General features: G+C 68.1%; 25 protein-coding genes. 16 read left to right on the top strand and 9 right to left on the bottom strand.

Annotated elements, in window-relative coordinates; all coding sequences use genetic code 11:
• Nucleotides 1-22 precede the first annotated feature (22 nt).
• From alaC to ABSH63_RS09400, 7 genes are all read left to right on the top strand, one after another.
• The gene (gene alaC / locus ABSH63_RS09430) at nt 23-1,249 is read left to right on the top strand and encodes an alanine transaminase (RefSeq protein WP_352889278.1); all 1,227 of its coding nucleotides are present in this window, start codon (nt 23-25) and stop codon (nt 1,247-1,249) included.
• Nucleotides 1,246-2,559, top strand: coding sequence for a homoserine dehydrogenase (locus tag ABSH63_RS09425; RefSeq protein WP_352889277.1), 1,314 nt, complete (start codon nt 1,246-1,248; stop codon nt 2,557-2,559). The genes alaC and ABSH63_RS09425 overlap by 4 nt, the downstream gene beginning before the upstream one ends.
• Before the next feature lie 11 nt (nt 2,560-2,570).
• The gene (gene thrC, locus ABSH63_RS09420; protein ID WP_352889275.1) at nt 2,571-3,689 is read left to right on the top strand and encodes a threonine synthase; all 1,119 of its coding nucleotides are present in this window, start codon (nt 2,571-2,573) and stop codon (nt 3,687-3,689) included.
• 8 nt (nt 3,690-3,697) lie between these two features.
• Nucleotides 3,698-5,383, top strand: a complete 1,686-nt coding sequence (gene recJ, locus ABSH63_RS09415; RefSeq protein WP_434223265.1) for a single-stranded-DNA-specific exonuclease RecJ — start codon at nt 3,698-3,700, stop codon at nt 5,381-5,383.
• Between the two features lie 149 nt (nt 5,384-5,532).
• Nucleotides 5,533-7,713, top strand: a complete 2,181-nt coding sequence (locus tag ABSH63_RS09410) for a peptidase M19 (RefSeq protein ID WP_352889271.1) — start codon at nt 5,533-5,535, stop codon at nt 7,711-7,713.
• Nucleotides 7,714-7,724: 11 nt separating this feature from the next.
• Nucleotides 7,725-8,123 (top strand): cupredoxin domain-containing protein, encoded by a 399-nt coding sequence (locus tag ABSH63_RS09405; protein ID WP_352889269.1) that lies wholly within the window; start codon nt 7,725-7,727, stop codon nt 8,121-8,123.
• Between the two features lie 38 nt (nt 8,124-8,161).
• Entirely contained in the window at nt 8,162-9,679 is a 1,518-nt protein-coding gene (locus tag ABSH63_RS09400) for a hypothetical protein (protein ID WP_352889267.1), read from the top strand.
• 8 nt (nt 9,680-9,687) lie between these two features.
• On the opposite strand, the gene ABSH63_RS09395 is transcribed toward ABSH63_RS09400, so the two are convergent.
• The 5 genes from ABSH63_RS09395 to ABSH63_RS09375 form a co-directional block, all read right to left on the bottom strand.
• The gene (locus ABSH63_RS09395) at nt 9,688-10,899 is read right to left on the bottom strand and encodes an aminotransferase class V-fold PLP-dependent enzyme (protein WP_352889265.1); all 1,212 of its coding nucleotides are present in this window, start codon (nt 10,897-10,899) and stop codon (nt 9,688-9,690) included.
• The gene (gene sufD, locus ABSH63_RS09390) at nt 10,896-12,026 is read right to left on the bottom strand and encodes a Fe-S cluster assembly protein SufD (RefSeq protein WP_352889263.1); all 1,131 of its coding nucleotides are present in this window, start codon (nt 12,024-12,026) and stop codon (nt 10,896-10,898) included. The genes ABSH63_RS09395 and sufD overlap by 4 nt, the downstream gene beginning before the upstream one ends.
• Nucleotides 12,027-12,028: 2 nt before the next feature.
• Entirely contained in the window at nt 12,029-12,775 is a 747-nt protein-coding gene (sufC, locus tag ABSH63_RS09385) for a Fe-S cluster assembly ATPase SufC (protein ID WP_352889261.1), read from the bottom strand.
• A 128-nt stretch (nt 12,776-12,903) separates the two neighbouring features.
• Nucleotides 12,904-14,355: a Fe-S cluster assembly protein SufB gene (gene sufB / locus ABSH63_RS09380; RefSeq protein ID WP_352889259.1), complete on the bottom strand. Its 1,452-nt coding sequence runs from the start codon at nt 14,353-14,355 to the stop codon at nt 12,904-12,906.
• Between the two features lie 4 nt (nt 14,356-14,359).
• Nucleotides 14,360-14,851 (bottom strand): SUF system Fe-S cluster assembly regulator, encoded by a 492-nt coding sequence (locus tag ABSH63_RS09375; RefSeq protein ID WP_352889257.1) that lies wholly within the window; start codon nt 14,849-14,851, stop codon nt 14,360-14,362.
• Between the two features lie 113 nt (nt 14,852-14,964).
• Here ABSH63_RS09375 and ABSH63_RS09370 point away from each other — a divergent pair, with 113 nt between their 5' ends.
• Together ABSH63_RS09370 and ABSH63_RS09365 are read left to right on the top strand one after the other, a co-directional pair.
• Nucleotides 14,965-15,426: an acyl-CoA thioesterase gene (locus ABSH63_RS09370; RefSeq protein WP_352889255.1), complete on the top strand. Its 462-nt coding sequence runs from the start codon at nt 14,965-14,967 to the stop codon at nt 15,424-15,426.
• Nucleotides 15,423-15,701, top strand: coding sequence for an Rdx family protein (locus tag ABSH63_RS09365; RefSeq protein WP_352889253.1), 279 nt, complete (start codon nt 15,423-15,425; stop codon nt 15,699-15,701). Before ABSH63_RS09370 ends, ABSH63_RS09365 begins: the two co-directional genes overlap by 4 nt.
• On the opposite strand, the gene ABSH63_RS09360 is transcribed toward ABSH63_RS09365, so the two are convergent.
• Together ABSH63_RS09360 and ABSH63_RS09355 are read right to left on the bottom strand one after the other, a co-directional pair.
• Nucleotides 15,698-16,129 carry a DUF3293 domain-containing protein gene (locus ABSH63_RS09360; RefSeq protein WP_352889251.1) on the bottom strand — a complete coding sequence of 144 codons (432 nt, stop codon included), beginning with the start codon at nt 16,127-16,129 and terminating at the stop codon, nt 15,698-15,700. The two genes, ABSH63_RS09365 and ABSH63_RS09360, sit on opposite strands and share 4 nt — an antisense overlap.
• Nucleotides 16,129-16,647, bottom strand: a complete 519-nt coding sequence (locus ABSH63_RS09355; RefSeq protein ID WP_352889249.1) for an alpha/beta hydrolase — start codon at nt 16,645-16,647, stop codon at nt 16,129-16,131. Before ABSH63_RS09355 ends, ABSH63_RS09360 begins: the two co-directional genes overlap by 1 nt.
• Before the next feature lie 27 nt (nt 16,648-16,674).
• Here ABSH63_RS09355 and ABSH63_RS09350 point away from each other — a divergent pair, with 27 nt between their 5' ends.
• Genes ABSH63_RS09350 through murI form a run of 7 tightly spaced genes read left to right on the top strand, consistent with a single transcriptional unit; the run spans nt 16,675 to nt 23,318 of the window.
• Nucleotides 16,675-16,950 (top strand): hypothetical protein, encoded by a 276-nt coding sequence (locus ABSH63_RS09350; protein WP_352889247.1) that lies wholly within the window; start codon nt 16,675-16,677, stop codon nt 16,948-16,950.
• A complete protein-coding gene (locus tag ABSH63_RS09345) occupies nt 16,947-17,243 on the top strand; it encodes a hypothetical protein (protein ID WP_352889246.1) in 297 nt (98 codons plus the stop codon). The genes ABSH63_RS09350 and ABSH63_RS09345 overlap by 4 nt, the downstream gene beginning before the upstream one ends.
• A 5-nt stretch (nt 17,244-17,248) precedes the next feature.
• Nucleotides 17,249-18,667: an alpha/beta hydrolase family protein gene (locus ABSH63_RS09340; RefSeq protein ID WP_352889244.1), complete on the top strand. Its 1,419-nt coding sequence runs from the start codon at nt 17,249-17,251 to the stop codon at nt 18,665-18,667.
• 33 nt (nt 18,668-18,700) lie between these two features.
• Nucleotides 18,701-19,822, top strand: a complete 1,122-nt coding sequence (locus ABSH63_RS09335) for a beta-ketoacyl-ACP synthase III (protein WP_352889242.1) — start codon at nt 18,701-18,703, stop codon at nt 19,820-19,822.
• Nucleotides 19,823-19,844: 22 nt separating this feature from the next.
• Complete coding sequence (gene sppA / locus ABSH63_RS09330) at nt 19,845-21,707, top strand: signal peptide peptidase SppA (protein WP_352889240.1); 1,863 nt, start codon at nt 19,845-19,847, stop codon at nt 21,705-21,707.
• Nucleotides 21,688-22,548 carry an alpha/beta fold hydrolase gene (locus ABSH63_RS09325; protein WP_352889238.1) on the top strand — a complete coding sequence of 287 codons (861 nt, stop codon included), beginning with the start codon at nt 21,688-21,690 and terminating at the stop codon, nt 22,546-22,548. The genes sppA and ABSH63_RS09325 overlap by 20 nt, the downstream gene beginning before the upstream one ends.
• Nucleotides 22,545-23,318: a glutamate racemase gene (gene murI, locus ABSH63_RS09320; protein WP_352889236.1), complete on the top strand. Its 774-nt coding sequence runs from the start codon at nt 22,545-22,547 to the stop codon at nt 23,316-23,318. The genes ABSH63_RS09325 and murI overlap by 4 nt, the downstream gene beginning before the upstream one ends.
• A gap of 41 nt (nt 23,319-23,359) precedes the next feature.
• Here the strand turns inward: murI and nadC are convergent, their stop codons facing one another.
• Both nadC and argF read right to left on the bottom strand, forming a co-directional pair.
• The gene (nadC, locus tag ABSH63_RS09315; RefSeq protein ID WP_352889234.1) at nt 23,360-24,235 is read right to left on the bottom strand and encodes a carboxylating nicotinate-nucleotide diphosphorylase; all 876 of its coding nucleotides are present in this window, start codon (nt 24,233-24,235) and stop codon (nt 23,360-23,362) included.
• Nucleotides 24,232-25,128, bottom strand: coding sequence for an ornithine carbamoyltransferase (gene argF, locus ABSH63_RS09310; RefSeq protein ID WP_352889383.1), 897 nt, complete (start codon nt 25,126-25,128; stop codon nt 24,232-24,234). The genes nadC and argF overlap by 4 nt, the downstream gene beginning before the upstream one ends.
• Nucleotides 25,129-25,186: the final 58 nt, after the last annotated feature.

The following is a 25,186-nucleotide window of genomic DNA, read 5'->3' as shown; positions in this document are numbered from 1 at the left end:
GTCGGCGTCCCGAAGAACCGCCGTGAATACCGATTTCCCGCGCATCCAGCGCCTGCCGCCCTACGTTTTCAACATCGTCGGCGATCTGAAGAAGGCGGCACGAGCCCGTGGCGAGGACATCATCGACTTCGGCATGGGCAACCCGGACCAGCCGGCGCCGCGCCACATCGTCGACAAGCTGGTCGAGGCTGCGGTGCGCGGCACAGAGTCGGACTATGTCAAGCCCGAGCACTTGAACGAGGAAGGGGTGCATACGCATCGCTACTCGCTGTCCAAGGGCGTGCCGCGGCTGCGCCGCGCGATGAGCCGCTGGTACAAGCAGCGCTACGATGTCGATCTCGACCCAGAGTCGGAAGTCATCGCGACGATCGGCTCCAAGGAAGGCCTCGCGCATCTGGCTTTCGCCACGCTCGCCGCCGGCGACGTCGTCTTGGTGCCCAACCCGGCGTACCCGATCCATCCCTACGGCGTCGTACTCGCCGGCGCCGACGTGCGCCATGTGCGCCTGACGCCGGAAGTCGATTTCTTCGAGGAGTTGCAGCGCGCCATCAAGGAAACCTGGCCGGCGCCGAAGATGCTGATCCTCAATTTCCCGGGCAACCCGACGACGCAGTGCGTCGACCTGGCGTTCTTCGAAAAGGCAGTGGCGCTGTGCCGCGAGCACGGCATCTGGCTGATCCACGATCTGGCCTATGCCGACATCGTCTTCGACGGCTACACCGCACCCAGCGTGCTGCAGGTGCCGGGCGCCAAGGACGTCGCCGTCGAGTTCTTCACGCTGTCGAAGTCGTACAACATGCCGGGCTGGCGCGTCGGTTTCATGAGCGGCAACCCGACGCTGGTCGCCGCGCTGGCGCGCATCAAATCGTATCTGGACTACGGCATGTTCACGCCGATCCAGGTCGCCGCGATCACCGCGCTCGAAGGACCGCAGGACTGCGTCGGCGCGATCCGCGACATGTACCGCTCGCGTCGTGACGTGCTCTGTGAAGGGCTCAACGCCGCGGGCTGGAAGGTCGAAAAACCGAAGGCGACGATGTTCGTCTGGGCCGAGATTCCGGAGGCGTTTCGCGCGATGGGCTCGATCGAGTTCTCCAAGAAGCTGCTCGAAGACGCCAAGGTCGCGGTGTCGCCGGGCATCGGCTTTGGCGAGTACGGCGACGGGCACGTGCGCTTTGCATTGATCGAGAACGAACACCGCACGCGCCAGGCCGTTCGCGGCATCAAGCGCATGCTCAAGCGCGCATGATGGCCACTCCCGTTCGCGTCGGCGTCATCGGACTGGGCACGGTCGGGCAGGGCGTGCTGCGCCTGCTGCACGAAAACGCGGCGGAGATCACGCGCCGCGTCGGCCGGCCGGTCATCGTCACCGACGCGGCGACGCGCACGCCTTCCCGCGCGCGCGACTGCAAGCTCGACGGCATTCATCTGTGGCCGGATGCGCAGCGGCTCGTCGCCGAGGCCGAGGTCGATATCCTCGTCGAGCTGATCGGCGGCACCGGTGTCGCGCGCGAGCTGACGCTGGCGGCGATCGCACGCGGCAAGCCGGTGGTGACTGCGAACAAGGCACTACTCGCGGAACACGGCAACGAGATTTTCGGCGCGGCAGCGGCCAAGGGCGGTGTCGTCGCCTTCGAGGCCGCGGTGGCCGGCGGCATCCCCATCATCAAGGCGATCCGCGAGGGCCTCGCCGGCAATGTCATCGACGGCGTCGCCGGCATCATCAACGGCACCTGCAACTACATCCTCACGCAGATGGCAGCCAAGGGGCAGTCGTTCGGCGACGCGCTGGCCGACGCGCAGCGCCTCGGCTATGCCGAGGCCGATCCGACTTTCGATGTCGAGGGCGTGGATGCCGCGCACAAGCTGGCGATTCTTGCCGCGCTGGCCTTCGGCATGCCGCTGGCGTTCGACGCGATCGCGGTCGAGGGCATCACCGCCGTGACGCCGCAGGACATCGAGATCGCCAAGGTGTTCGGCTATCGCATCAAGCTACTCGGCATCGCCAAACGCCACGGCGGCGGCGTCGAGCTGCGCGTGCACCCGACGCTGGTGCCGGACGATGCGCTGCTGGCCAAGGTCGACGGTGTGCTCAATGCCGTGGTCGTGCACGGCAACGCGGTCGGTCAGGTCGGCTTCTACGGTCGCGGCGCCGGCGGCGACGCGACCGCCTCCGCGGTGGTCGCCGATATCCTCGACATCGCGCGCGCGCTGTCGGCCGACACGCGTCATGCGGTGCCGGCGCTGGCCTATCAGCCCGATGCGCTGCGGCCGCTGCCGGTGGTACCGATCCGCGACGCGCCGAGCGCGTTCTATCTGCGTCTGCGCGTCGCCGATGAAGCCGGCGTGCTGTCGCAGATCACCGCGATCCTCGCCGCGCATGACATCAGCGTGGAGGCGATCCTGCAGCGCGAGCCGCGCGGCGGCGAAGATGCGACCATCGCGCTGATCACCTCGATCATCCCCGGGCATCGCTTCGACGATGCGCTCGCCGAGATGCAGAAGCTGCCGTTCGTGCGCGCCGGCGCGACGCGCTTCAGGGTCGAGAAGTTCGACTGAACGTTGCCATCATGACACGCTACACCGGTCTCATCGAGCAGTACCGCTTTCGTCTGCCACTCGCCGCCGAAGCGCGCGCGATCTCGCTGGGCGAGGGGCGCACGCCGCTGATCAAGCTCGAGAACATTCCAAGGCAGATCGGCTTCGACGGCGAGCTGTACGTCAAGTTCGAGGGGCTGAACCCGACCGGTTCGTTCAAGGATCGCGGCATGACCGTCGCCGTCACACAGGCGGTGCATGAGGGCGCGCGCGCCATCATCTGCGCGTCGACTGGCAACACCTCCGCGGCCGCGGCGGCGTATGCGGTGCGCGCCGGCCTCACCGCCTTCGTGCTGATTCCCGACGGCAAGATCGCGCTGGGCAAGCTCGCACAGGCCATCGTGCACGGCGCCGTCGTGATCCAGATCCAGGGTAATTTCGACGATGGCATGCGCCTGGTCAAGGAGATCGGCCAGACCACGCCGGTGGCCATCGTCAACTCGATCAACCCGTATCGCCTGCAGGGGCAGAAGACGGCGGCCTTCGAGATCGTCGAGGCGCTCGGCCGCGCACCGGACTATCACTGCCTGCCGGTCGGCAACGCCGGCAACATCAGCGCCTACTGGCTCGGCTACTGCGAAATGGCCGGTGTGGCCGCCTCGTACTGTCCGTACCACGCAGAGGGTCGTTTCCTCGACGCGCCGCTCGCCAAGACGCGCCCGCGCATGGTCGGCTATCAGGCCGCCGGTGCGGCGCCGTTCTTGCGCGGCGCTGCCGTGAAGCATCCCGAGACGGTGGCCACCGCGATCCGCATCGGCGACCCGCAGTCCTGGGATTTGGCCTGGGCGGCGCAGAGGGAATCGAACGGCTGGTTCGATGAATGTAGCGACGCCGAGATCCTCGCGACGCAAAGGCTGCTCGCGGCGAACGAGGGCGTGTTCTGTGAGCCGGCCTCCGCGGCCTCGCTGTGCGGCGCGCTGCGCGACATCAAGGCCGGAAGGATCGCGCAGGGCGCGACGGTGGTCTGCACGCTCACTGGCAACGGATTGAAGGATCCGGACGTCATCATGAAGGACGGGCTCAAGGGTCTGATCCAGGTGCCGGCCGAACGCGCGGCGGTCGAAGGCGCGCTGCTCGCGCACATGGCGTGATGCCGACGTTGCGCCGCCGGCCGCCGGGTGACCCGGAGCGGTTGCCGGCGTCGCTGCCGGCCGTGCTGCGCCGCGTGCTCGCCGCACGCGGCGTGCGCGCCGACGAACTGGCGCTCGATCTGGCGCATCTGCTGCCACCGTCCGGTCTGGCCAACATCGACGCCGCCGCGACCCTGCTCGCCGAGGCGATCCGCGCGGGCGAGCCCGTCGTGATCGCCGGCGACTACGATGCCGACGGTGCGACCGGCACCGCGCTCGCGGTCCTCGGCTTGCGCGCGCTCGGCGCAGCCGCCGTTCACTACGTGGTGCCGGACCGCTTTCGCATGGGCTACGGCTTGTCGCCGGCGCTCGCCGAGCAGGCGGCGGCCACCGGTGCGCGCGTGCTGGTGACGGTGGACAACGGCATCAGCAGCGTATCCGGCGTCGCCAGCGCGCGCGCGCTGGGCCTGCGTGTGTTGATCACCGACCATCACCTCGTTGGTGCCGAGCTGCCGGCGGCGGAGGTGATCGTCAACCCGAATCTGCCGGGCTGTGGCTTTGCGTCGAAATCCCTGGCCGGCGTCGGGGTGATGTTCTACGTGCTGCTGGCACTGCGTGCGCGGCTGCGCGCGGATGGCTGGTTCGATGCGGCGCGGCGCGAGCCCAACCTGTCCGAGTTCCTCGATCTGGTCGCCGTCGGCACCGTGGCCGATGTCGTGCGCCTGGACCGCAACAACCGCATCCTCGTCGAGCAAGGCTTGCGCCGCATGCGCGCCGGCCGCATGCGGCCGGGCCTGGCCGCGCTGCTGCAGGTCGCGGGCCGCGACCCGGCGCGGCTCACGGCGCAGGACCTCGGCTTCGTGCTCGGCCCGCGCCTGAATGCCGCTGGTCGCCTCGACGACATCCGCACCGGCATCGAGTGCCTGCTGACCGACGATACCGAGCATGCGCTGGCGCTGGCGCGTCAACTCGATGCCTTCAACCGCAATCGCCGTGAGATCGAGGCGCAGATGCACGACGATGCGCTCGAACGGCTCGCCGGTGACGATGCGATCGGCGTCTGCCTTTATTCCGACGACTGGCACGAAGGCGTCGTCGGTATCGTCGCCGGACGCCTCAAGGAGCGCCTGCATCGCCCGGTCATCGCCTTCGCCCGCGCACGGCAAGCGGATCTGCTCAAGGGCTCGGGGCGCTCGATTCCCGGACTGCATTTGCGTGATGCGCTGGCGGCGATCGACGCGCGCGCGCCGGGGCTGATCGAGCGCTTCGGCGGCCACGCGATGGCCGCGGGCCTGAGCCTGCGTGCGGACGCGCTCGATGCCTTCAGTGAGCACTTCGATGCCCTGTGCCGGGAATGGCTCGATGAAGCCGCGCTGGCGCAGTGTCTGGACACCGATGGCGAGCTGGCGGCGGACGAAATGACGCTGGACACCGCGCGCGCACTCGAAGCCGCCGGTCCCTGGGGCCAGGGCTTCCCGGAACCGGTGTTCGAGACCATCGCGCGCGTGATCGAGGCACGGCCGGTGGGTGGCGACGGCGCGCACGTCAAGTATCGACTGGCGCATCCCGCCGGAGTGCTGTCGGCGATCGACTTCAACGGCGCCGAACGCCTGTGCGACCGCGGCGAGGTACACCTTGCGTTCACGCTGTCGATCAATCGCTGGCAGGGGCGCGAATCGCTGGATCTGCGTATCCTCGCGCTGACGCCGCTGTGAGCGCGGGCGAGCCGCCGGCTGCGCCCGAGCGCCGATCAGGCCGTCGCCGCGGCGCGGATGCGCTGATGGGGCAGATTTTGCTATGCACGCGCTGCGCGCACCGATCCTAGAATCGAGGCTTGCGCGCGGCGCGCTGGCAGGGGGAGAGCATGCGTAGATCGTGGATGGGGATGTTGTGCGGTGCGACGCTGGCGCTGGCCGCCTGCCGTGATTCCGATCCGCCGTCCGGCGGGCCCGCGGATCCCGATCCGGCGGGCGCGCCGCAAAACCGGTACGAGCTGGCCAACCGGTGTTTCACCGTCAAGGCATTGGACAGCGGGCGTTTCATTGCGCGGCAGGGCAATGGCTACGCCGCGACTGCGACCTCGGCCGATGCCGCGGAGCGTTTCTACATGAAGCCGACGGCGCTCGGCGACTACCTGTTCCACGGTCGGGATGGCCGCCTGCTCGCCAGCGCCGGCGACGCCGTGGTGGCCGCGGAGTCCGCCTCCGATGCGGCGAACTGGACCATCGATACGGTGGCGCCGGGCCGTTACACCGTCGTCCTCAAATCCGACGGCACCAGCGCCCCGCCACTCGGCGACGGCGCAGCCAGCGGGGAGTTCGCCTTCGTACCTGCGCAGGGCTGCACGCCCTATCCGGAAATCTCCACCGACAGCCGTGGCGAGACCTACAAGGGGCGCGGCATCGACCAGCCCGTCGTGGGCTTCGCCGAGGTGCACACGCACATGGCGATGGGGCACGAGATGTCGGACGGGTCGCTCGATGTCGGGCCATCGGCGGGCGGCGTGCTGTACGGGCAGATGTATCACCGCTTCGGCGTGCCGCATGCGCTCGCGGACTGCGAGGCGCATCACGGTCCGCAGGGCATCCAGGACCCGGAGGCATTGATCCTCGATCTGACGCCGCTGACCACGCACGACACCGTCGGCTGGCCGGATTTCATCGACTGGCCGGCCTATGACTCACAGTTGCACCAGGCGATGTACTACAAGTGGGTCGAGCGCGCGTGGAAAGCCGGCCTGCGCATCCTCGTGTCCGAGGGCACCAACATCGCCGCGCTGTGCGAGATCGCGGTGATCTATGCGACGACGATCAATCCGCAAGCGTTGGGCTACGACTGCAACGACATGAGCCTGGGCATCAAACAGGTGAAGTACCTGAAGAGCTTGCAGGATTACGTCGACGCGCAGGAGGGCGGGCCGGGCAAGGGCTGGTTTCGCATCGTCGGCGATCCGGCCGAGGCAAGGCGCGTGATCAACGAGGGCAAGCTCGCCGTCGTGCCGGGACTGGAGTTCTCCAACATCTTCGACTGCACGCTGCGCACCGTCGCCGGCGTCGGCGAGGTGGTCGGCTGCACGCGCGAGGACATCGATCGCCAGATCGACGAGATCTGGGAGTTGGGCGTGCGCGAGCTGTTCCCGTATCACGACGTCGACAGCGCGCTGGGCGGCACCGGCATCTTCAACGGGGACGCGCTCAATCTGGTGGGCTTCTGGGGCACCGGCCATTTCTGGCGGACCTACGACTGCCCGGACGGCGGCGAGGGCGAGGCGTACTTCTACGACGCCGGCGCATACATGACGACCGCCATTCCCGGTACCGGAGGCGATCCGCTCAGCCAGATCGTGCTCGGTGCGCTCAACGGCATCGTGCCGTTGTACCCCGCGGGCAAGCGACAGTGCAATGCGCGCGGCATGACCGAGCTCGGCCGCTACGTGATCGAAAAGTTGATGGAGAAGAAGTTCATCATCGACATCGATCATGCCGAGCTGTCGATCAAGCAGGACATGATCGACATCGCCAAGGCGCAGAATCCGCCGTATCCGCTGATCTCGGCGCACGGCGGTCACGGCGGCATCTCGATCCAGCAGGCCAAGGACATCCTCGCGCTCGGCGGGCTGATCTATCCGTTCAAGCCCAACGGCAGGGGCCACGTCGAGTTCATGCGCAAGCTCAAGCCCCTGTGGGACGAGGCCCGGCCGGGGGAGCCGCTCGCGGTCGGTTACGGCATGGACGCCAACGGGATCGCCGACCGTTCGCCGCCGCGCGGCGCCACCGACAAGCCAGTGCAGTATCCGTTCACCCTGTTCCAGGGCGAGGACTGGGGACCGCAGTTCGAGGGCTTCGCACCGCTGACCTTCGATCTGCAGACGATTCCACAAAGCGGCAAGAGCTGGCACATCGACGAAGTCGGCACGGCGCACTACGGCATGGTCGCCGATTACGTCGAGGAGGTTCGCCTCGAAGGCGGGCGCGAGGCGCTCGATGCGCTGTATTGGTCGGCCGAGGCCTACCTCAGGATGTGGGAGCAGGTGGTCAATCGCTAGGCGCCGGCGCGATGCGTTTGGGGATCTTCCTGTTCGTCGCGGTGGTGTTGCTCGCCGCACTGTGGGCGCTGTTGCGGCCCTTGTCGCCGGCGCCGCCGGCCACCGAAGTAGAGACGGCCGTGCCCGTCGCCGCCGCGCCGATCGTGCGACGCCTGCATATCGAGGTGCCGCCGCCGGCCGGGGCGCCGGCGATCGCCGTGCTCAAGGCGCGTGCCGGCGACGAGATTGAACTCGACGTGCGCAGCGCCGAGGACGACGAGCTGCACCTGCACGGGTACGACCTCAGCCTGCCGCTGCGCGCCGGCGAGCCGGCCACGCTGCGCTTCACCGCCGAGCACGCCGGGCGCTTCGAAATCGAGCTACACGGCGCGCACACGCAGGTTGCCGTGCTCGAGATCAGCCCGCGCTGATGCGAACACTGCCGTTCCCGTGCAAGCGGGAAGCCACCGTGGCGAGGTCTGCGCGCGCGCTGGCGCAGGACCGCTCGCGCCGGCGCGACGTCGGCACGGCGTGCCGCAGCGGCGCCGCAATCTTCGCGCTGCTCGCGCTCAGCGCGCAGGTCCCGAGCGCGGCGGCGCATTCCTTCGGTCGCATCTACAACCTGCCGGTGCCGTTCTGGATGTATGCCTGGGGCGGCGCCGCGGCGCTCCTGCTGTCGTTTCTCGTCGTCGCCTGGTTCGCGACAGCGCCCGCCGGATCGCGTGCACCCCGCAGCATCGACCTGCAGCACAGCGGCGTGGTGCGCGCGCTGCGCTGGCTGCGGCTGCGTTGCGTGCTGCGCGCGCTCGCCCTGATCGGTCTGATCGCCTGTGTGCTCAGTGGCTGGTTCGGCACGCGCGATCCGTACCGCAACTTCAACATGACCTTCTTCTGGGTCGTGTTCGTGCTCGGTTTCGCCTATCTGACGGCGCTGATCGGCGACGTCTACGCGCTGCTCAATCCGTGGCGCACGCTCGCCGAACTGCTCGGGCGCGCCTGGCGCGGCTATCTGCAAGGCCGCGTGCGTTATCCATCCTCACTGGCGTACTGGCCGGCCCTTGCGCTGTACATGGCGTTCATCTGGGTGGAGCTGTTCGCGCACACGCGCCCCCTTTCGCTGGCGCAGTTGCTGCTCGGCTACAGCGTGCTGAACCTGGTCGCGGTCTATGTCTTCGGCGCCGCGGCCTGGTTCCGTTACGGCGAATTCTTCGCAGTGTTCCTACGACTGCTCGCGCTGATGGCGCCGATCGATTATCGGCCGGGGCAGGGCATACGCCTGCGCCCGCCGTTCTCCGGGCTGCTCGAAGCGCACGCGGAATCGTGGAGCCTGCTCGTGTTCATTCTGTTCATGCTGTCGTCGACCGCTTTCGACGGCCTACGCGCGACGGTGCCGTGGTTCAAGCTGTTCTGGTTCGATCCCACCGGCTGGTTGACCGAGTGGATGGGCAAGCCGCCGATCCATGCCTACATCGAATTGCGGCCCTGGTATCTCGTTTACGAGACCATGTGCCTTTTCCTGTCACCGTTGCTGTACCTGGCGATCTATCTCGTCTTTGTGTGGCTGGCGCGCGTCTGCGGCGGGTCGCGGCGATCGCTGCGCGAACTGGCGCTGGGCTTTGCGTACTCGCTGCTGCCGATCGCGCTGGTCTACCACTTCACCCATTACTACACCTTGCTGTTGACGCAGGGCCTGAAGATCGTGAGCCTGCTCTCCGACCCGCTCGGCAACGGCTGGAATCTGTTCGGCACCGCGGGATTGCTGCGCGCGCCGATCCTGCCGGATCTGAAATGGATCTGGCATACGCAGGTGGGTCTGATCGTGTTCGGTCACATCGTCAGCGTCTGGATCGCGCACGTCGAGGCACTGCGCCTGTTCCCGAGCCGCCGCGCTGCGGTACTGAGCCAGATCCCGATGCTGCTGCTGATGGTCGCGTTCACGACCTTCGGCCTGTGGATTCTGGCGCAGCCGATCCAGAGCGGACGCTGAGCTGCCGATCAGGCGAACAGGCGTCGGACCTTCTGCAGCGCGGCGACGAGCTGGTCGATGTCATCGCGGTCGTTGTAGACCGCGAGCGAGGCGCGCGCCGTCGCCGGTACGCCGAAGCGCTGCATCAGCGGCATCGTGCAATGGTGGCCGGTGCGGATGGCCACGCCTTCCATGTCGAGAATCGAGCCGATGTCCTGCGGATGCGGCCCGTTCATGACGAAGGACAGGATGCCGGCCTTGTGCGGCGCAGTGCCGATCAGGCGCAGTCCGGGAATCCGCGACAACTGTTCGGTCGCGTATTCGAGCAGTGCGTGTTCGTGCGCGGCGACACGCTCGACGTCGAGCGCATCGAGCCAGTCGATCGCCGCGGCGCAACCGATCGCGCCGGCGATGTCCGGCGTACCGGCCTCGAACTTGTACGGCACGTCATTCCAGGTGCTGCCTTCGAAGGCGACCGTGCGGATCATGTCGCCGCCGCCGTGCCACGGCGGCATCGCTTCGAGATGTTCGCGTTTGGCGACCAGAGCACCGAAGCCGGTAGGGCCGTAAAGCTTGTGCGAGGAAAACGCGTAGAAGTCGATGTCGAGCGCGGTCAGATCGGTGCGCAGATGCGCGATGCCCTGTGCGCCGTCGACCAGCACCGGAACGCCGCGCGCGTGCGCTGCGGCGACGATGTCGGCGATCGGGTTGATCGTGCCGAGCGTGTTGGAGATCTGCGCGACCGCAACCAACTTCGTGCGTGCCGAGAGCCGCTGCTTCCACGCATCGAGGTCGAGGCTGCCGTCATCGAGCACCGGCGCGGCGACGGTTTTGGCGCCGACGAGCTGCCACGGCACGATGTTGGAGTGGTGCTCCATGCCGGTCAGCAGCACCTCGTCGCCTGGCTGCAGGCGCGGTTGCAGATAGCTGCGCGCGACGAGATTGATGGCCTCGGTGGTGCCGCGCGTGAAGACCACCTGCTCGCGCGCGACCTTGACGAAGGCACCGATGCGGTCGCGCGCTGCCTCGTATTGCGTGGTCGCGCGGCCGGCGAGCTCGTGCACCGCGCGATGCACGTTGGCGTTGGACGTGCGGTAGTAGCGGTCGATGGCCTGCAATACCGCCTCGGGCTTTTGCGTCGTCGCGGCGTTGTCGAGATAGGCCAGGCGCCTGCCGTGCACCGTCTGCCGCAGGATCGGGAACTGTGCGCGGATGGCGCCGATGTCGAGCGTCGAACTCATGACTGTGCGTCCATCCGCAGGCCTTCCATCTGCAAGGCCCGCATCTCGTCGCCGCCGGGCATTTGCCGCAAGAGGCGCTGGGTCACGCGCGCGCGTACGTCCTCGGGCCGTATGTGTTGCAGCACGTCGTGGGCGAAGGTGCAGGTCAAGAGCGTGCGCGCGAGTGCCTCGGGTACGCCGCGCGTGCGCAGATAGAACAGCGCCTGCTCGTCGAGCTGGCCGAAGGTCGCGCCGTGCGTGCACTTGACGTCGTCGGCGTGGATTTCCAGCTCCGGCTTGGCGTTGATCTCGGCCGTGGGCGACAGGATCAGATTGGCGACGCGTTGCTCGGAATCGGTCTTCTGGGCGTGCGGGTGCACGCGCACCAGGCCGTCGAACACGGCGCGCGCCTTGTCGCGGGCGATGCCACGAAACGCCAGGCGGCTGGTGCAATGCGGCGCGCGATGCTCGATCCAGATGTGGTTGTCGACATGGCCGTTGCCGGTCGGGGCGTACAGGCCGTTGAGCGTGACGCCGGCGCCGGGCTCGGCCAGATCGACGTGCAGCTCGTGGCGCGACAGGCGCCCGCCGAGATCGACGCAGACCATGTCGATGTTCGCGTCGCGGGCAATGCCAAGGCGCAGGCGTGTGATCCGATGCGCATCGCTGCCGGCGTCATTGAGGCGGATCAGGTGCAGGCGTGCGCCGGCATCGAGCGTGATGTCGGCGAACACCGTCTGGAACGGCGCATCGCCTGAGGTGTTGAGAATCAGCGTCGCCTCGCTGCCGCGGGCGAGGTGAAGGCGGTGGCGCTGATGCGCGCGTGCAGTGGGGCGCAGCGGCGCATCGAGGCGGGTGTTGGCGTCGATCGTGCGATCGAGGCCGCCGGCGGCGAAGGCGCGGTTGAGAGCGTCCAGGCCATCGACGAACGTGCTCGGCGCGTCGTCGGTCGAGGCCGAGGCGTCGGGGCCGAGCGCGTCGGGCGGCAGCGCCGCGAGCGGCGCGAGGTCCGTATACCGCCAGTCCTCGAGCGCGGTGGACGGCAAACCCTCGGCGAGGAAGGCGTCGAGGGCCGCGCGTCGGGCAGCGGTGCGCGCGGCTTCGGGCAGCGCCTCGAAGGCGGCGCGGAAATGATCGAGTGTGCCCATGATCAGGCTGCCTGCTGCAGCCAGCCGTAACCCTTTTCTTCAAGCTCGCGCGCCAGGTCCGGGCCGCCCGACTTGACGATGCGCCCACCGGCGAGCACGTGCACGAAGTCCGGCTGCACGTGATCGAGCAGGCGCTGGTAGTGGGTGACCAAGAGCACCGCACGCTCGGGCGAGCGCATCAGATTGATGCCGTCGGCAACGACCTTGAGCGCGTCGATGTCGAGGCCCGAGTCGGTTTCGTCGAGCACCATAAGCTTGGGTTCCAGCACCAGCATCTGCAGGATCTCGTTGCGCTTCTTCTCGCCGCCCGAGAAGCCTTCGTTGACACCGCGCGACAGCATCGCCGGGTCCATCTTCATCTGCTTGACGCGATGGCGTACCCAGGCGATGAAGTCCGCGGCTTCGAGCTCTTTTTCACCGCGCGCCTTGCGCTGGGCGTTGAGCGCAGCCTTGAGAAAGACCATGTTGGAGACGCCGGGAATCTCGACCGGGTACTGGAAGCCGAGGAACACGCCCCTGGCGGCGCGCGCCTCGGGGTCGAGCGCGAGCAGATCCTCGCCGCCGAAGCGCACGCTGCCCTGGGTCACGACGTAGTCCGGGTGTCCGGCGAGCAGTTTCGACAGTGTCGACTTGCCCGAACCGTTCGGCCCCATGATCGCGTGGACCTCGCCGGCTCGGATGCGCAGCGTGATGCCTTTGAGGATGTCCTGGCCGTCGATGCGGGCGTGCAGGTTGTCGATATCAAGCATGGCTGATGACTTGGCTAGCTTCGTGGGTCTGGGGCCGTCCGTGGCGGTGCGTGCGGGCTAGGCCCGACCGGTGGCGTGGGCTGCGCCGGCGCCGACGGCCCTTCAAGGCGATCGTCGAAAGCCCGGGTTCATCCGACGGCGCCTTCGAGCGAAACGGACAGCAGCTTTTGCGCCTCGACGGCGAATTCCATCGGCAGTTCTTTGAAGACGTCCTTGCAAAAGCCATTGACGATCATCGACACGGCGTCTTCCTCGCCGATGCCGCGCGAGCGCGCGTAGAACAACTGGTCCTCGCCGATCTTCGAGGTCGTGGCCTCGTGTTCGACGATCGCACTCGGATTGCGGATCTCCGTATAGGGAAAGGTGTGCGCCGCGCACTGATCGCCGATCAGCAGCGAATCGCACCGGGTGTGGTTGCGCGCGTTCGCGGCGCTCGGCAGCACGCGCACCAGACCACGATAGGATTGCTGACCGCGCCCGGCGGCGATGCCCTTGGAGACGATGGTCGAGCGCGTGTTCTTGCCGACGTGGATCATCTTGGTGCCGGTGTCGGCCTGCTGGCGGTGGTGCGTCAGCGCCACCGAGTAGAACTCGCCGATGGAGTCGTCGCCGCGCAGGATGCAGCTCGGGTATTTCCAGGTGATCGCCGAGCCGGTCTCGATTTGGGTCCACGAGATCTTGCTGCGCGCGCCGCGGCAGTCGCCGCGCTTGGTGACGAAGTTGTAGATGCCGCCGCGGCCTTGCTCGTCGCCCGGGTACCAGTTCTGCACCGTCGAGTACTTGATTTCGGCGTCATCGAGCGCGACCAGCTCCACGACCGCGGCGTGCAACTGGTTCTCGTCGCGCTGCGGAGCGGTGCAGCCTTCCAGATACGAGACGTGGCTGCGCTCCTCGGCGATGATCAGGGTGCGCTCGAATTGTCCGGTGTTGCGCTCGTTGATGCGAAAGTACGTGGACAGCTCCATCGGGCAGCGCACGCCTTTGGGAACGAACACGAAGGAGCCGTCGCTGAACACCGCCGAGTTCAGCGCGGCGAAGAAGTTGTCGCCGAAGGGCACGACGCTGCCGAGGTACTTGCGCACCAGTTCCGGGTGCTCGCGCACCGCCTCGCTGATCGAGCAGAAGATCACCCCGGCCTCGGCGAGTTTTTTCTTGAAGGTGGTGCCGACCGAGACCGAGTCGAACACCACGTCGACGGCGACGCCGGCGAGCATCTCCTGCTCCTTGAGCGGGATGCCGAGCTTGGTGTAGGTCTCCAAGAGCTTGGGATCCACCTCGGCGAGCGACTTCGGCCGGTTCTTCATCGATTTGGGCGCCGAGTAGTACGAGATCGCCTGGTAGTCGATCGGCGGGTAGTGCAGGTGCGCCCATTTCGGTTCGCGCATCGTCAGCCAGCGGCGATACGCCTTGAGGCGGAACTCGAGCAGCCAGTCCGGTTCCTGCTTCTCGGCCGAGATGTGACGGATCACGTCCTCGCTCAAGCCCGGCGGCAGGGTTTCGGCATCGATGTCGGTGACGAAGCCCGCGCTATAGCTGCGGTTACGGACCAGTGCCTGGATGTCCTGGGGGTGGCTCGACATGGGTTCAGCTCTGCGGCAGCCCGTTTGCCGCCGTGCGGTGGAAGGTCAGCGGGAACTCGCCACGGGCGCGGCCGGGGGCGTCGTCGCGGGACGGCGCGGGCGCGGCCATCTGCGCGAGGCTCACCGCCTCCAGCGCCTCGCGGATCGCGATGTTGATCAGCCGCCAGTTCGCGCGCGTACTGCAGCCGGCCTCGTGGGTGCAGCCGCCGGGGTGGCTGGCGCACTCGGTGACGCCGATCGGCCCTTCGAGCGCGGCGATGATCTCGGCAACGCTGATCGTCTCCGGCGGCCGCGCCAGCCGGTAGCCGCCGTGGGCACCGCGCAAGGATTGCAAGAGGCCGCCGCGTGCCAGCATTTTCAACAACTTGGCAACCGTCGGCGCCGGTAGCTGGCTGCGCTCGGCGAGCTCCAGGCCGCTGTGCAGGCGCTGCGGCTCGCGCGCGACGAGTGTCATCAGCACGGTGGCGTAGTCGGCGAGCTTGCTGAGCTTGAGCATCAAAAAAGACTGGATCGGTACGAAATGAATTTTACGCGTCCGGCCGCACTCGCCGCAACGGTGGGCTCGCCGGGATTCGTTAAGCTCGCGGCTTTGGCCCGGATGCCGATACCATGACGCCAGAGCAAGCCGCGACCGCGTTCGATTGGGACGTCGACCGACCCCACCTGCTGCCGGTCACCGTTACAGCCGAACATCTCGACCGCTTCGGTCACACCAACAATGTGATGTACCTGCACTGGCTGGAGCAGGTGGCGTGGAGCCATTCGGTCAGCCTGGGGCTGGATTTCGAGGCCTACGAGCGGCTTGGTGCCGGCTGCGTCGCACGCCGTCACGAACTGGACTATCTGGCGCCGACCTTCGCCAACGACCGGCTGTGGCTGGCCACCTGGGTGCACGAGAATGACTTTCGCTTGTCGATGTGGCGGCGTTACCAGATCGTGCGCGAGGCCGACGGCAAGACGGTGCTGCGCGGCGCCACGCAGTGGGTCTGCGTGGACATGAAGAGCGGCCGCCCGCGGCGCATGCCGCCCGAGTTCCGCGCCTACGCGCCCTGGCCAGTGAGGTCACGATGAATCGCATCGAGATCGGTTACTGCCCCCGCTGCAAGTGGCTGCTGCGCGCGGCCTGGCTCGCACAGGAGCTGCTGTCCACGTTCGAGGACGAAGTCGATCAGGTCACGCTCAGCAAGCAGGCGAGCGGGGTTTTTCGCGTCATGCTCAACGGCGAGATCATCGCCGACCGCGAGCGCGATGGTGGCTTCGTCGAGCTACCCGAGCTCAAGCGGCGAGTGCGTGACCGCATCGCCCCGGGCCGCGATCTGGGGCATATCGATCGGCGTACGCGCTAGCTGCGCGGGTCGTTCGTCCACAGCAGGCGAGGCGCTGCGCCCAGCCGCCCGAACACCCACGCGAGCTGACCGAAGCGGCGCGCCAGACGCTCGACCTGCCGCGGCGGCGCATCGAGCAGGCACAGACCAGGCTCGATCCAGCGTCCGTCCGGACTCGCATTGCGCGCGGGCAGGGCACGCCAGCCGTGGCGGCGCACGAGCTGCTGCAGCAGATGCAGGCGCTGCGCGTTGCTCTGCGTCGCCAGGCGCCGCGAGTGCGGATTACAGGGCGTCAGCAGGCACCAGTGTGACCGGCAGCCGCAGCGCCGCAGGGCGGCGTCCAGCGACGGGCAGGAGCGGCCGATCGTTGCCGCGTGCCTGCGTCCACGAACAAGGACCGTGTAGCGCGCCGCCGTGTAGGCTTGGGTGAGTGCGTCGCGCCGCGACATCAGCTCGCACGCACGCGTTGCAGAAGATCGGCGAACAGTGCCGCGATCAGATCGATGCGTGCGTTGAGCGTATGCTCCGCGTCGATCAGGTGCAGCTCGGCGCCGTGCGTCTTCGCAAAGCGCAGGCTGCGCTCGGCCGGCACGATGTCGTCGCGAAGGCCGTGAACGGTGCTGCACAGCGCCGGAATGCCTTCGGGTTCGGCGTCCCAGCCGGGGAAGTACAGCGCCGGGGCCATCAGGAACAGGGCCTGTGGCCGCAGTGCGGCGCAGGCCATCGCCGACACGTAGCCACCCATGCTCGAACCGGCGAGCACCAGGCGCCGAGCCCGCGGGCGCAGCGCCACGAGCATCGCCACGCGCTCGTCCGGATTCTGCGTCTGTCTATAATCCGGACTCATCACCTCGAAGCCCTGCTGCCGGGCCACGTCGGCCAGCCGTGTGATCTTCAGACCCCAGGGTCCGCTTTCCTTGCCATGGGCAAAGCAGACCAGATCGGCAGCATCGGCAGGCAGGGTCATCGGGCGGGTCTTCAGCAGGGGATAGCGATGATAAGCAAGCCACCGCGGTCGCGGTCGCGGTCTGCGAAGCAGCAGGATCCGCTGGAGGTCGACCTCACGGTGAGCTTGCGCTTCGGCGACGAGACGGACGAGCGCATCACGCCGATCAACCGGCAACGCATTCCGATGGTCAACTCGGTGTTCCAGAATCGCGATCGTATCCTACGAACCTTCGTCACGCTGATGTTCCGGGCCGGGCTTTCCAGCCCCAAGGTCGTCGGCCACCTGATCCCCAGCGGCGCTCGCAAGCGCAGGCGCGGATGAAGGCCGTCCAGATCTTCAACGCCGTTGCGCTGGCGCTGTGCGCGACCTTCGCGGTCACGCTGGGCGTCGTCGCGCTGATCTACGCGATCTATCTCGATGCCTCGCCGCGCATGCGCGCGGAGTGGCCGACCGTCGCCGCCGTGACCGCCGTGTTCTGGGTATTGAGCGTGTTCACGGGGCTCGCGTTCCTCGCACAGCGCCGCCTCTGGTCCTTCCGATGGCCGGCGCAGGCCGCGAGCGTCCTCGCGCTCGTCGTCGGCGCGCTGCTGTTGATCGATCTCCTCAGGAGCTGATCCGCATGGCTGTCGTGCATCTGCCGCCGCCGCGGCCACGCGAGTGGCTCGCTTTGCTGCCAATCGTCGCCGGCCTGTACTGGCTGCTTGCCGACAGCGGCGGCACCTGGCTGCTGCTGGCGCTGGCGCCCGGCTTGCTGCTGCTCGGCGGTGGCCTGGGGCTGCTGCTGTTCCCTGGCGATGCGCGCACGCTCGGTCCGATCGCGATCGGCAGCGCCCTCGGTGCCGTGCTCAGCCCGCTGGCGTGCTGGGCCGCCGGACTCGGCGATGCGTTCTGGCTGTTGCTGTTGTCGGCGGCGAGTTTCGTTATCGCTGGCCGCCTCAGCTGGCTGCGCACGGCGAGCTACGAGGGGGTGCCGGAAGTCGAGCGCTCGACGTCGATGGACTTGAAGCTCGCGCTCGATGAATTGGTGCTCGGCTATTTCGTCACCGCGGCGTCGATCCCCGGCGGCGCACTGGCGACGCGCATCTGCGAGGACGCGGCGCGACTGGAAAAGGCAATCACCGAGAACGGCTGGGACGACGACCCGGCGGCGCTGCATCTGCCGCCGCCACCGCCGGACGACACGCAGGTCGAGCGTGCACGGCTGTGGGGCATCGACTACGAGATCCTCAGGTTCGAGTCGGGTTTTCGCACACCGCCGTCCTTGCCCGGTGACGACCGCTGGCTGCAGCATGACGCCAATCGCCATTGCCACGTGCGCCTGTTGCGCCACGCCGGCGCGCCGCGGCCGTGGCTGCTGTGCATCCACGGCTACCGCATGGGGCGGGCGTGGATGGACTTCAGTCTCTTCTCGCCTAACTGGCTGCACCATCGTCTGGGCCTGAACCTGATCCAGCCGGTGCTGCCGCTGCACGGCCCGCGCAGCGTCGGCACCAAGTCCGGCGATCACTTCCTGGACGGCGATCTGACCGACCTTTTGCACGCCGAGATGCAGACGCTGTGGGATCTGCGGCGCACGCTGGCCTGGCTGCGTCAGCACGAACCCGGGGCGCGGGTCGGCGTGCTCGGCTTTTCGCTGGGCGGCTACAACGCCGCGCTGCTCGCGACCTACGAGGCCGACCTCGATTTCGTCATCGCCGGCATTCCGGTGATCGACCTCGCCGCGGCGCTGTGGCGCGTGTTGCCGCCGGCGCATCTGCGCTACTTCGCCGCGCACGGCCTCGACGAACATCGCTATCGCCGGCTGCTTGCGCCGGTCTCGCCGCTGGCGCGGCCGCCGTTACAGCCGATCGAGCGCCGCCACATCTTCGCCGCGACCGGCGACCGCCTGGTGCCGCCCGAGCATCCGCTGGCGCTGAGCGCACACTGGCAGGTGCCGGTGACCTGGTATCAGGGATCGCATCTGTCGGTGCGGCGCGAGCGCACGATGCGCCAGGCGGTGCGCGCGGCGTTGGATGGGGCCGGCTGGACGCTGCGCTAAACTCCGATCCCCCGGCCTTACCCTATCCTCCCCATGATCCCAGTCGCGATTACCGGCACCGGCCTGTACACGCCGTCGCAGTCGATCTCCAACGACGAGCTGGTCGCTTGCTACAACGCCTATGTCGAGCGCTACAACCGCGAGCATGCCGACGAGATCGCTGCCGGGCGCACGCCGGCGCTGCAGGCGTCGAGCAGCGAGTTCATCGTCAAGGCCTCGGGCATCAAGTCGCGTTACGTGATCGACCGCGAGGGTGTGCTCGATGTCGAGTGGATGCGTCCGCGCATCGAGATGCGCGGCGACGATCAGCCCTCGCAGATGTGCGAGATGGGCGTCGCCGCCGCGCGCGAGGCACTGGCCGCGGCCGGGCGCGAGGCCGCGGACGTGGATCTCATCGTCGTCGCCTGCTCGAACATGCAGCGCGGCTATCCGGCGGTCGCGGTCGAGATTCAGCATTATCTGGGCGCGCGCGGCTACGCCTACGACATGAACGTCGCGTGCGCATCGGCGGCCTTCGGCATCCAGGCGGCGGCGGATGCGGTGCGCATCGGCAATGCGCGTGCGGCGCTCGTGGTCAGCCCGGAGATCTGTAGCGGCCATCTGAACTGGCGCAATCGCGACTGCCATTTCATCTTCGGCGATGCGGCGACGGCGGTGCTGGTCGAGCCGGCCGACAACGCCGGCGCAGGGCGGGGCTTCGAGATCCTGGGCACGCGCCTCAAGACGCAGTTCTCCAACAACATCCGCAACAACTTCGGTTTTCTGAACGCCTGCGAGCGCCCGCAGCGCCGCTGGGACGATGTGCTGTTCCACCAGGAGGGGCGTAAGGTATTCAAGGAGGTCGTGCCGCTGGCGGCGGAGTTGATGCTCGGCCATCTCGCCGACCTGCGTATCGATGCGGCCGGCGTGCGCCGCTTCTGGTTACACCAGGCCAATCTGGGCATGAACCAGCTCATCGCCAAGCGTGTACTCGGGCGCGAGCCCAGTCCCGATGAGGCGCCGGTCATCCTCGACGAATACGCCAACACCAGCTCGGCCGGCTCGGTGATCGCCTTTCACAAATTCCATCGCGATTTGCAGCCTGGCGACGTCGGTGTACTGTGCGCCTTCGGCGCCGGTTACTCGGCCGGCTCGGTCGTGATGAAGCGCCGTTGATTCCAACCGATCCCATAGCCGCATGAGCGAGAACAAACCCCTGCTGCGCCGCGCCTTCGATCTCGTCTGGGGCGCCGTCGTGTTGCTGTACCGCGTGATCGTCATCGCCTCGCTGTTGCTCGGCTTGGGGTTGCTGTGGATGGTGCTGCGCAGCAGCTCGCCGGTGATGGTGGAGGACAACGTCGCGCTGGTGCTGGCGCCGAGCGGCGTGCTCGTCGAGCAGATCGACATCGACCCCGGTCAGCAGTTCTTCGAGAACATCACCGGCGAGATGCCCTCGCAGTCGAACCTGCATGACTTGATCGAAGCGCTGGATGCGGCACGCGAGGATGAGCGCATCCGCCTGGCCGTGCTCAAGCTCGACGGTCTGTGGTCCGCGGGCCTTGCGCAGCTCGACGAGCTCCGCGCCGCGATGCGCGCGTTTCAGGCGGCGGGCAAGCCCATCGTCGCTTGGGGGCCGTGGTACGACCAGGCGCATTATTACGCCGCAGCCCAGGCCGACGAGATCAGCCTCGATCCCTACGGCATGGTCTACATCGAGGGCTTCAGCGTCTACCACAACTACTACGCCGAGGCGATCGAAAAGATCGGCATCGACATGAACGTGTTCCGCGTCGGTGCCTTCAAATCCGCCGTGGAGCCGTTCACTCGCAATGACATGTCGGATGAGGCGCGCATGGCCAACCGCGAGTGGCTCGGCGATCTGTGGACGGCTTACAGCGCCGCGGTGGCCGAGGGGCGAGGGCTTGCCCCCGATGCTGCCGATCGCTACGTCGACGGCCTGCGCGCCGGGCTCGAAGCACTCGGTGGCGATGCGGCGGCCTATGCGCGTGACCAGAGTCTGGTGACGCGCCTTGAGAACCTCACCGAGTTTCGTGCCCGGATCGGCGAGACCGTGGGCTTCGACGAGGATCATGGCAGCTTTCGCCAGATCCACTATCTCGATTATCTCAACGCCGTACGCGGCGCGAAGAAGGTGTCCGCCGGCAAGCGCGCCAAGAAGGTCGCGCTGGTGGTGGTGCAAGGGGAGATCGTCGATGGTCCGGGCGAGCCCGGCCAAGCCGGCGGCGATACGATTTTCGAGCTGCTCGACGAGGCGCGTCGGGACGAGACGGTCGCTGCCGTCGTGTTGCGCATCGATTCCCCCGGTGGCAGCGTCTGGGCGGCGGAGCAGATCCGCCGCGGCGTGCGCAACCTGCAGGCGGCCGGCAAGCCCGTGGTCGCGTCCATGTCCAGCGTCGCCGCCAGCGGCGGCTACTGGGTGGCGATGGACGCCGACCAGATCTGGGGACACGAGACGACCATCACCGGATCGATCGGCGTGTTCGGTCTGGTGCCGACTTTCGACGGCACCCTGAACAAGCTCGGCATCCACACCGACGGTGTCGGCACCACCCGGCTCGCCGGCGCCTTTCGCCTCGACCGCCCGCTCGGCGAGGACGCGCGCGCGATCATCCAGTCGGGCATCGAGAAGGTCTACCGCGACTTCATCGAGGGCGTGGCTGCCGGCCGCGAGCTGGACCTGGCACGCGTCGACGAAATCGCGCAGGGGCGGGTGTGGAGCGGCGCCGATGCGCGCGCGCTCGGTTTGATCGACCATTTCGGTGGCCGGCGCGACGCCGCCGACGCCGCGGCGACGCTGGCCGGACTTGCCCTCGATGCCTACGTGCTCGACGAGCGTCGCCCCGCGCGCGGCTTCACGGCCGAGATCCTGTCACGGTTCTCGGGGCGCGTCTCCAGTTGGGTGCCGGCACCCTGGCGCACTTGGTTCGAGGGCGCCCAGGCGCGCGTCGATCTGCGTCGTGTGCTGGCCGCGTTCAACGACCCAAATGGACAGTACGCACACTGCTTCTGCGGCGTCGAGGGTGGACGCGCTCGGCGCTGATGCCGGTTCCGACTGGGCGCCGACGGTCGTGCGGGCGCGAGTGCGTGTGGGCGATGTCGATCTGCACTACGCCGAGGCCGGCTGCGGCAGCCCGCTGCTGCTGCTGCATGGCTTGGGCGGCAGTCACTTCGACTGGGAACACCAGATACCGTTCTTTGCCCGGCGCTACCGCGTGTTGGCGCCGGACCTTCGTGGCTTTGGCGCCAGCCCGCGCGGTCGCCGCGGCCTCGGCGTGCCGGAACATGCCAGTGACGTCGCCGCGTTCCTCGATGCGCTCGGCGTTGCGCGCTGTCGCCTGATCGGACATTCGATGGGCGGGGCGGTGGCGCAGCAGTTCACCCTCGACCACCCCGATCGCGTCGAGCGGCTGGTGATCGCCAACAGCGCGCCGAGCTTTCGGCCGCGCTCGCTGCGCCATCACATCGAGTTTTTCTACCGGTTCGCGGTGATGGGGCTGCTCGGCCCCGAACGGCTCGCCCGCATCGGCGCGCAGCGTTCTTTTCCGGCACCGGAGCAGGCTGCGCAGCGCGCACGCGCGATCGCGCGTGGCGCGCGCAACTCGCGCCGCAACTACTTGGCGGCGCTGCGCGCGTTGGCGGCATGGTCGGTGATCGAGCGACTCGGCGAACTGCGCTTGCCGGTGCTGGTCGCCGCATCCGAGCACGACTACTTCGGCCACGACCAGACGGTCATGTTCGCGCACGCGCTGCCGCGCGCGCGCCTGCACGTGTTCAAGGGCGCGCACCACGGTTTGCCGAGTGAACAGCCACAGGCGTTCAACGCCGTGGTCGAACGCTTCCTCGACGGCCCGCCGCCGGCGTGGCGCAAGGCCGGCGCGTGAGCGACGCGCCCATCGGCGTGTTCGACTCCGGTGTCGGCGGCGTTTCGGTGCTGCGCGAGATCCGTGCGCTGTTGCCCGGCGAAGAGCTGATCTACTACGCCGACAGCGCGTACTGCCCCTACGGTGGCCAGCCGCGCGAGGCGATCCAGGCACGCGCCTGCGCGATCACCGAGCTGCTGCTCGCGCGCGGCTGCAAACTGATCGTCGTCGCCTGCAACACGGCGACGATCGCCGCCGTCGAGCACCTGCGCGCGACCTATCCGGTGCCGTTCGTCGGCATGGAGCCCGCGGTGAAGCCCGCAGTCGCGGCGACGCGCAGCGGCGTCGTCGGCGTGCTCGCGACCGGCGCCGCACTGGCCGGTGAGAAGTTCCACCGTCTGCTGGCGGCGCACGCGCGCGATGTTCGTGTGATCACCCGGCCCTGTCCGGGATGGGTCGAACAGGTCGAGGCCGGCGAACTCGACGGCGTGCGCACCCGCGCGCTGGTCGAGCGCGACGTGCGGCCGCTGCTCGCCGAGAATGCCGACGTGCTCGTCCTCGGTTGCACCCACTATCCGTTCCTGCGGCCGATCATCCAGCAGATCGCGGGCGCGGATACACGCCTGATCGACACCGGCGCGGCGGTCGCGCGGCAGGTGCGGCGCGTGCTTGAACGCGAAGGCCTGCTCGCCCGAGCCGCGAACGGCCGATTGCAGTGGTTGACCAGCGGGGATGCCGCCGAGGTGCTCGGATTGTGCGAGCGCCTGTTTGCGGTCGGCACCACGGTGTGAAGCACGCGCTTGGTCGGCGAGCGCGCGATGGCGCGCCCGAGTCAGATCAAGCGCATGGACAGGTCGATGGCGCGCAGGTGCTTGGTGATGGCGCCGACCGAGATGCGGTCGACGCCGGTTTGGGCGATCGCGCGCACCCGCTCCAGGCTGGCGCCGCCGGAATATTCGATCAGGGTGCGGCCGCCGGCGGCACGGTGCGCGCGCGTGCGGCGCACGGCTTCGCGTAAGGCATCGAGGGTGAAGTCGTCGACCAGCAGCAGGTCGACGTCGGCGGTCAGCGCGGCATCGACCTCGTCGAGGTTCTCCGCCTCGGTCATCAGGGGCACCCCGGCGTCGAGCGCACGTGCCTGGGCGATCGCCTGCGCGATACCGCCGGCCGCGGCGATGTGGTTTTCTTTGATCAGGATGCCGTCGTACAGGCCGATGCGGTGATTCACGCCGCCGCCGCAGCGCACCGCGTACTTCTGTGCGTTGCGCAGACCAGGCAGGGTCTTGCGTGTGTCGGCGATGCGACAGCCGGTGCCGGCGACGGCATCGACGAAGGCAGCGGTCGCGGTCGCCGTACCGGACAGCGTCTGCAGGAAGTTGAGCGCGGTGCGCTCGCCGCTGAGCAGGGCGCGCGCCGGCCCGCGCAGCGTGAACACAGTGGCATCGGGGTCGACGCGCTGGCCCTCGGCCACCTGCCAGTCCAAGCTCACCCGCGCGTCGAGCTGCCGGAACACTTCGTCGACCCAGGGGCGCCCGCAGATGATCGCCGCTTCGCGGGCGATGACGCGTGCGCGTGCCTGTGCGTGATCGGCGACCAGGCGTGCGGTGACATCGCCGCTGCCGAGGTCTTCGGCGAGCGCGCGCGCGACCGTCTGCGCGAGATCGTCGACGTACGCTGGCAGGCCGTGCTCGCGATCGGAACGGCTCATGCCCAGAGGAATTCGAGCAGCGCCATCTGCGCCCACAGCCGGTTCTCGGCCTCGTCCCAGACCACGGATTGCGCACCGTCGATGACCTCGGCGCTGACCTCCTCGCCACGGTGCGCCGGCAGGCAGTGCATGAAGATCGCATCCGGCTTGGCCAGCGCCATCAGCGCGGCGTCCACCTGATAACCGGCGAAGGCAGCGAGGCGCTTGGCGGTTTCGGCTTCCTGGCCCATGCTGGTCCAGGTGTCGGTCACGATCACGTCGGCGCCACGCGCGGCGCTGCGCGCGTCGGCGGCGATCTCGACATGCGCGCCGGCGGCGGCGAGGATGTCCGCATCCGGCCCGTAGCCATCCGGTGCGGCGATGCGCAGCATAAAGCCGAACATCTTTGCTGCCTCGATCCACGAGTGGCAGACGTTGTTGCCGTCACCGATCCACGCCGCGATCTTGCCGCGCGGATCGCCGCGATGCTCGATCCATGTCTGCAGGTCGGCGAGCATCTGGCAGGGGTGATGCAGCTCGGACAAGCCGTTGATCACGGGTACGCGTGAATGCGCGGCGAGCTCGATCTGGTCGGCCTGCGAGTCGTTGCGGATCATGATCGCGTCGCACATCCGCGACAGCACACGCGCGGTGTCGGCGATCGGCTCGTCGCGTCCGAGCTGGGTCGCGCTCGATTGCAGGAACAGTGCGTGGCCGCCGAACTTCGCCATGCCGGCCTCGAAGCTCACGCGCGTGCGCGTCGAGTTCTTCATGAAGATCATCGCCAGCGTACGGCCGGTGAACTGGCGCCGATGATGTGCCGGGTCGGTGCGCAGGACGATCGCGCGTTCGACGATCGAACGCGCCTCATCCGCACTCAGGTCCGACAACTTGAGGAAATGCCGCAGCTTCACCGCCATGTCCGTGTACCGTTGCAGAAACGAAAAGGGCCGCGGCGCGCCGCGGCCCCGT

The sequence above is a fragment of the Sinimarinibacterium thermocellulolyticum genome (assembly GCF_040327995.1).
In the GTDB taxonomy this organism is placed as follows: Bacteria; Pseudomonadota; Gammaproteobacteria; order Nevskiales; family Nevskiaceae; genus Solimonas; species Solimonas thermocellulolyticum.
This window is presented reverse-complemented; position numbering and strand designations above follow the sequence as displayed.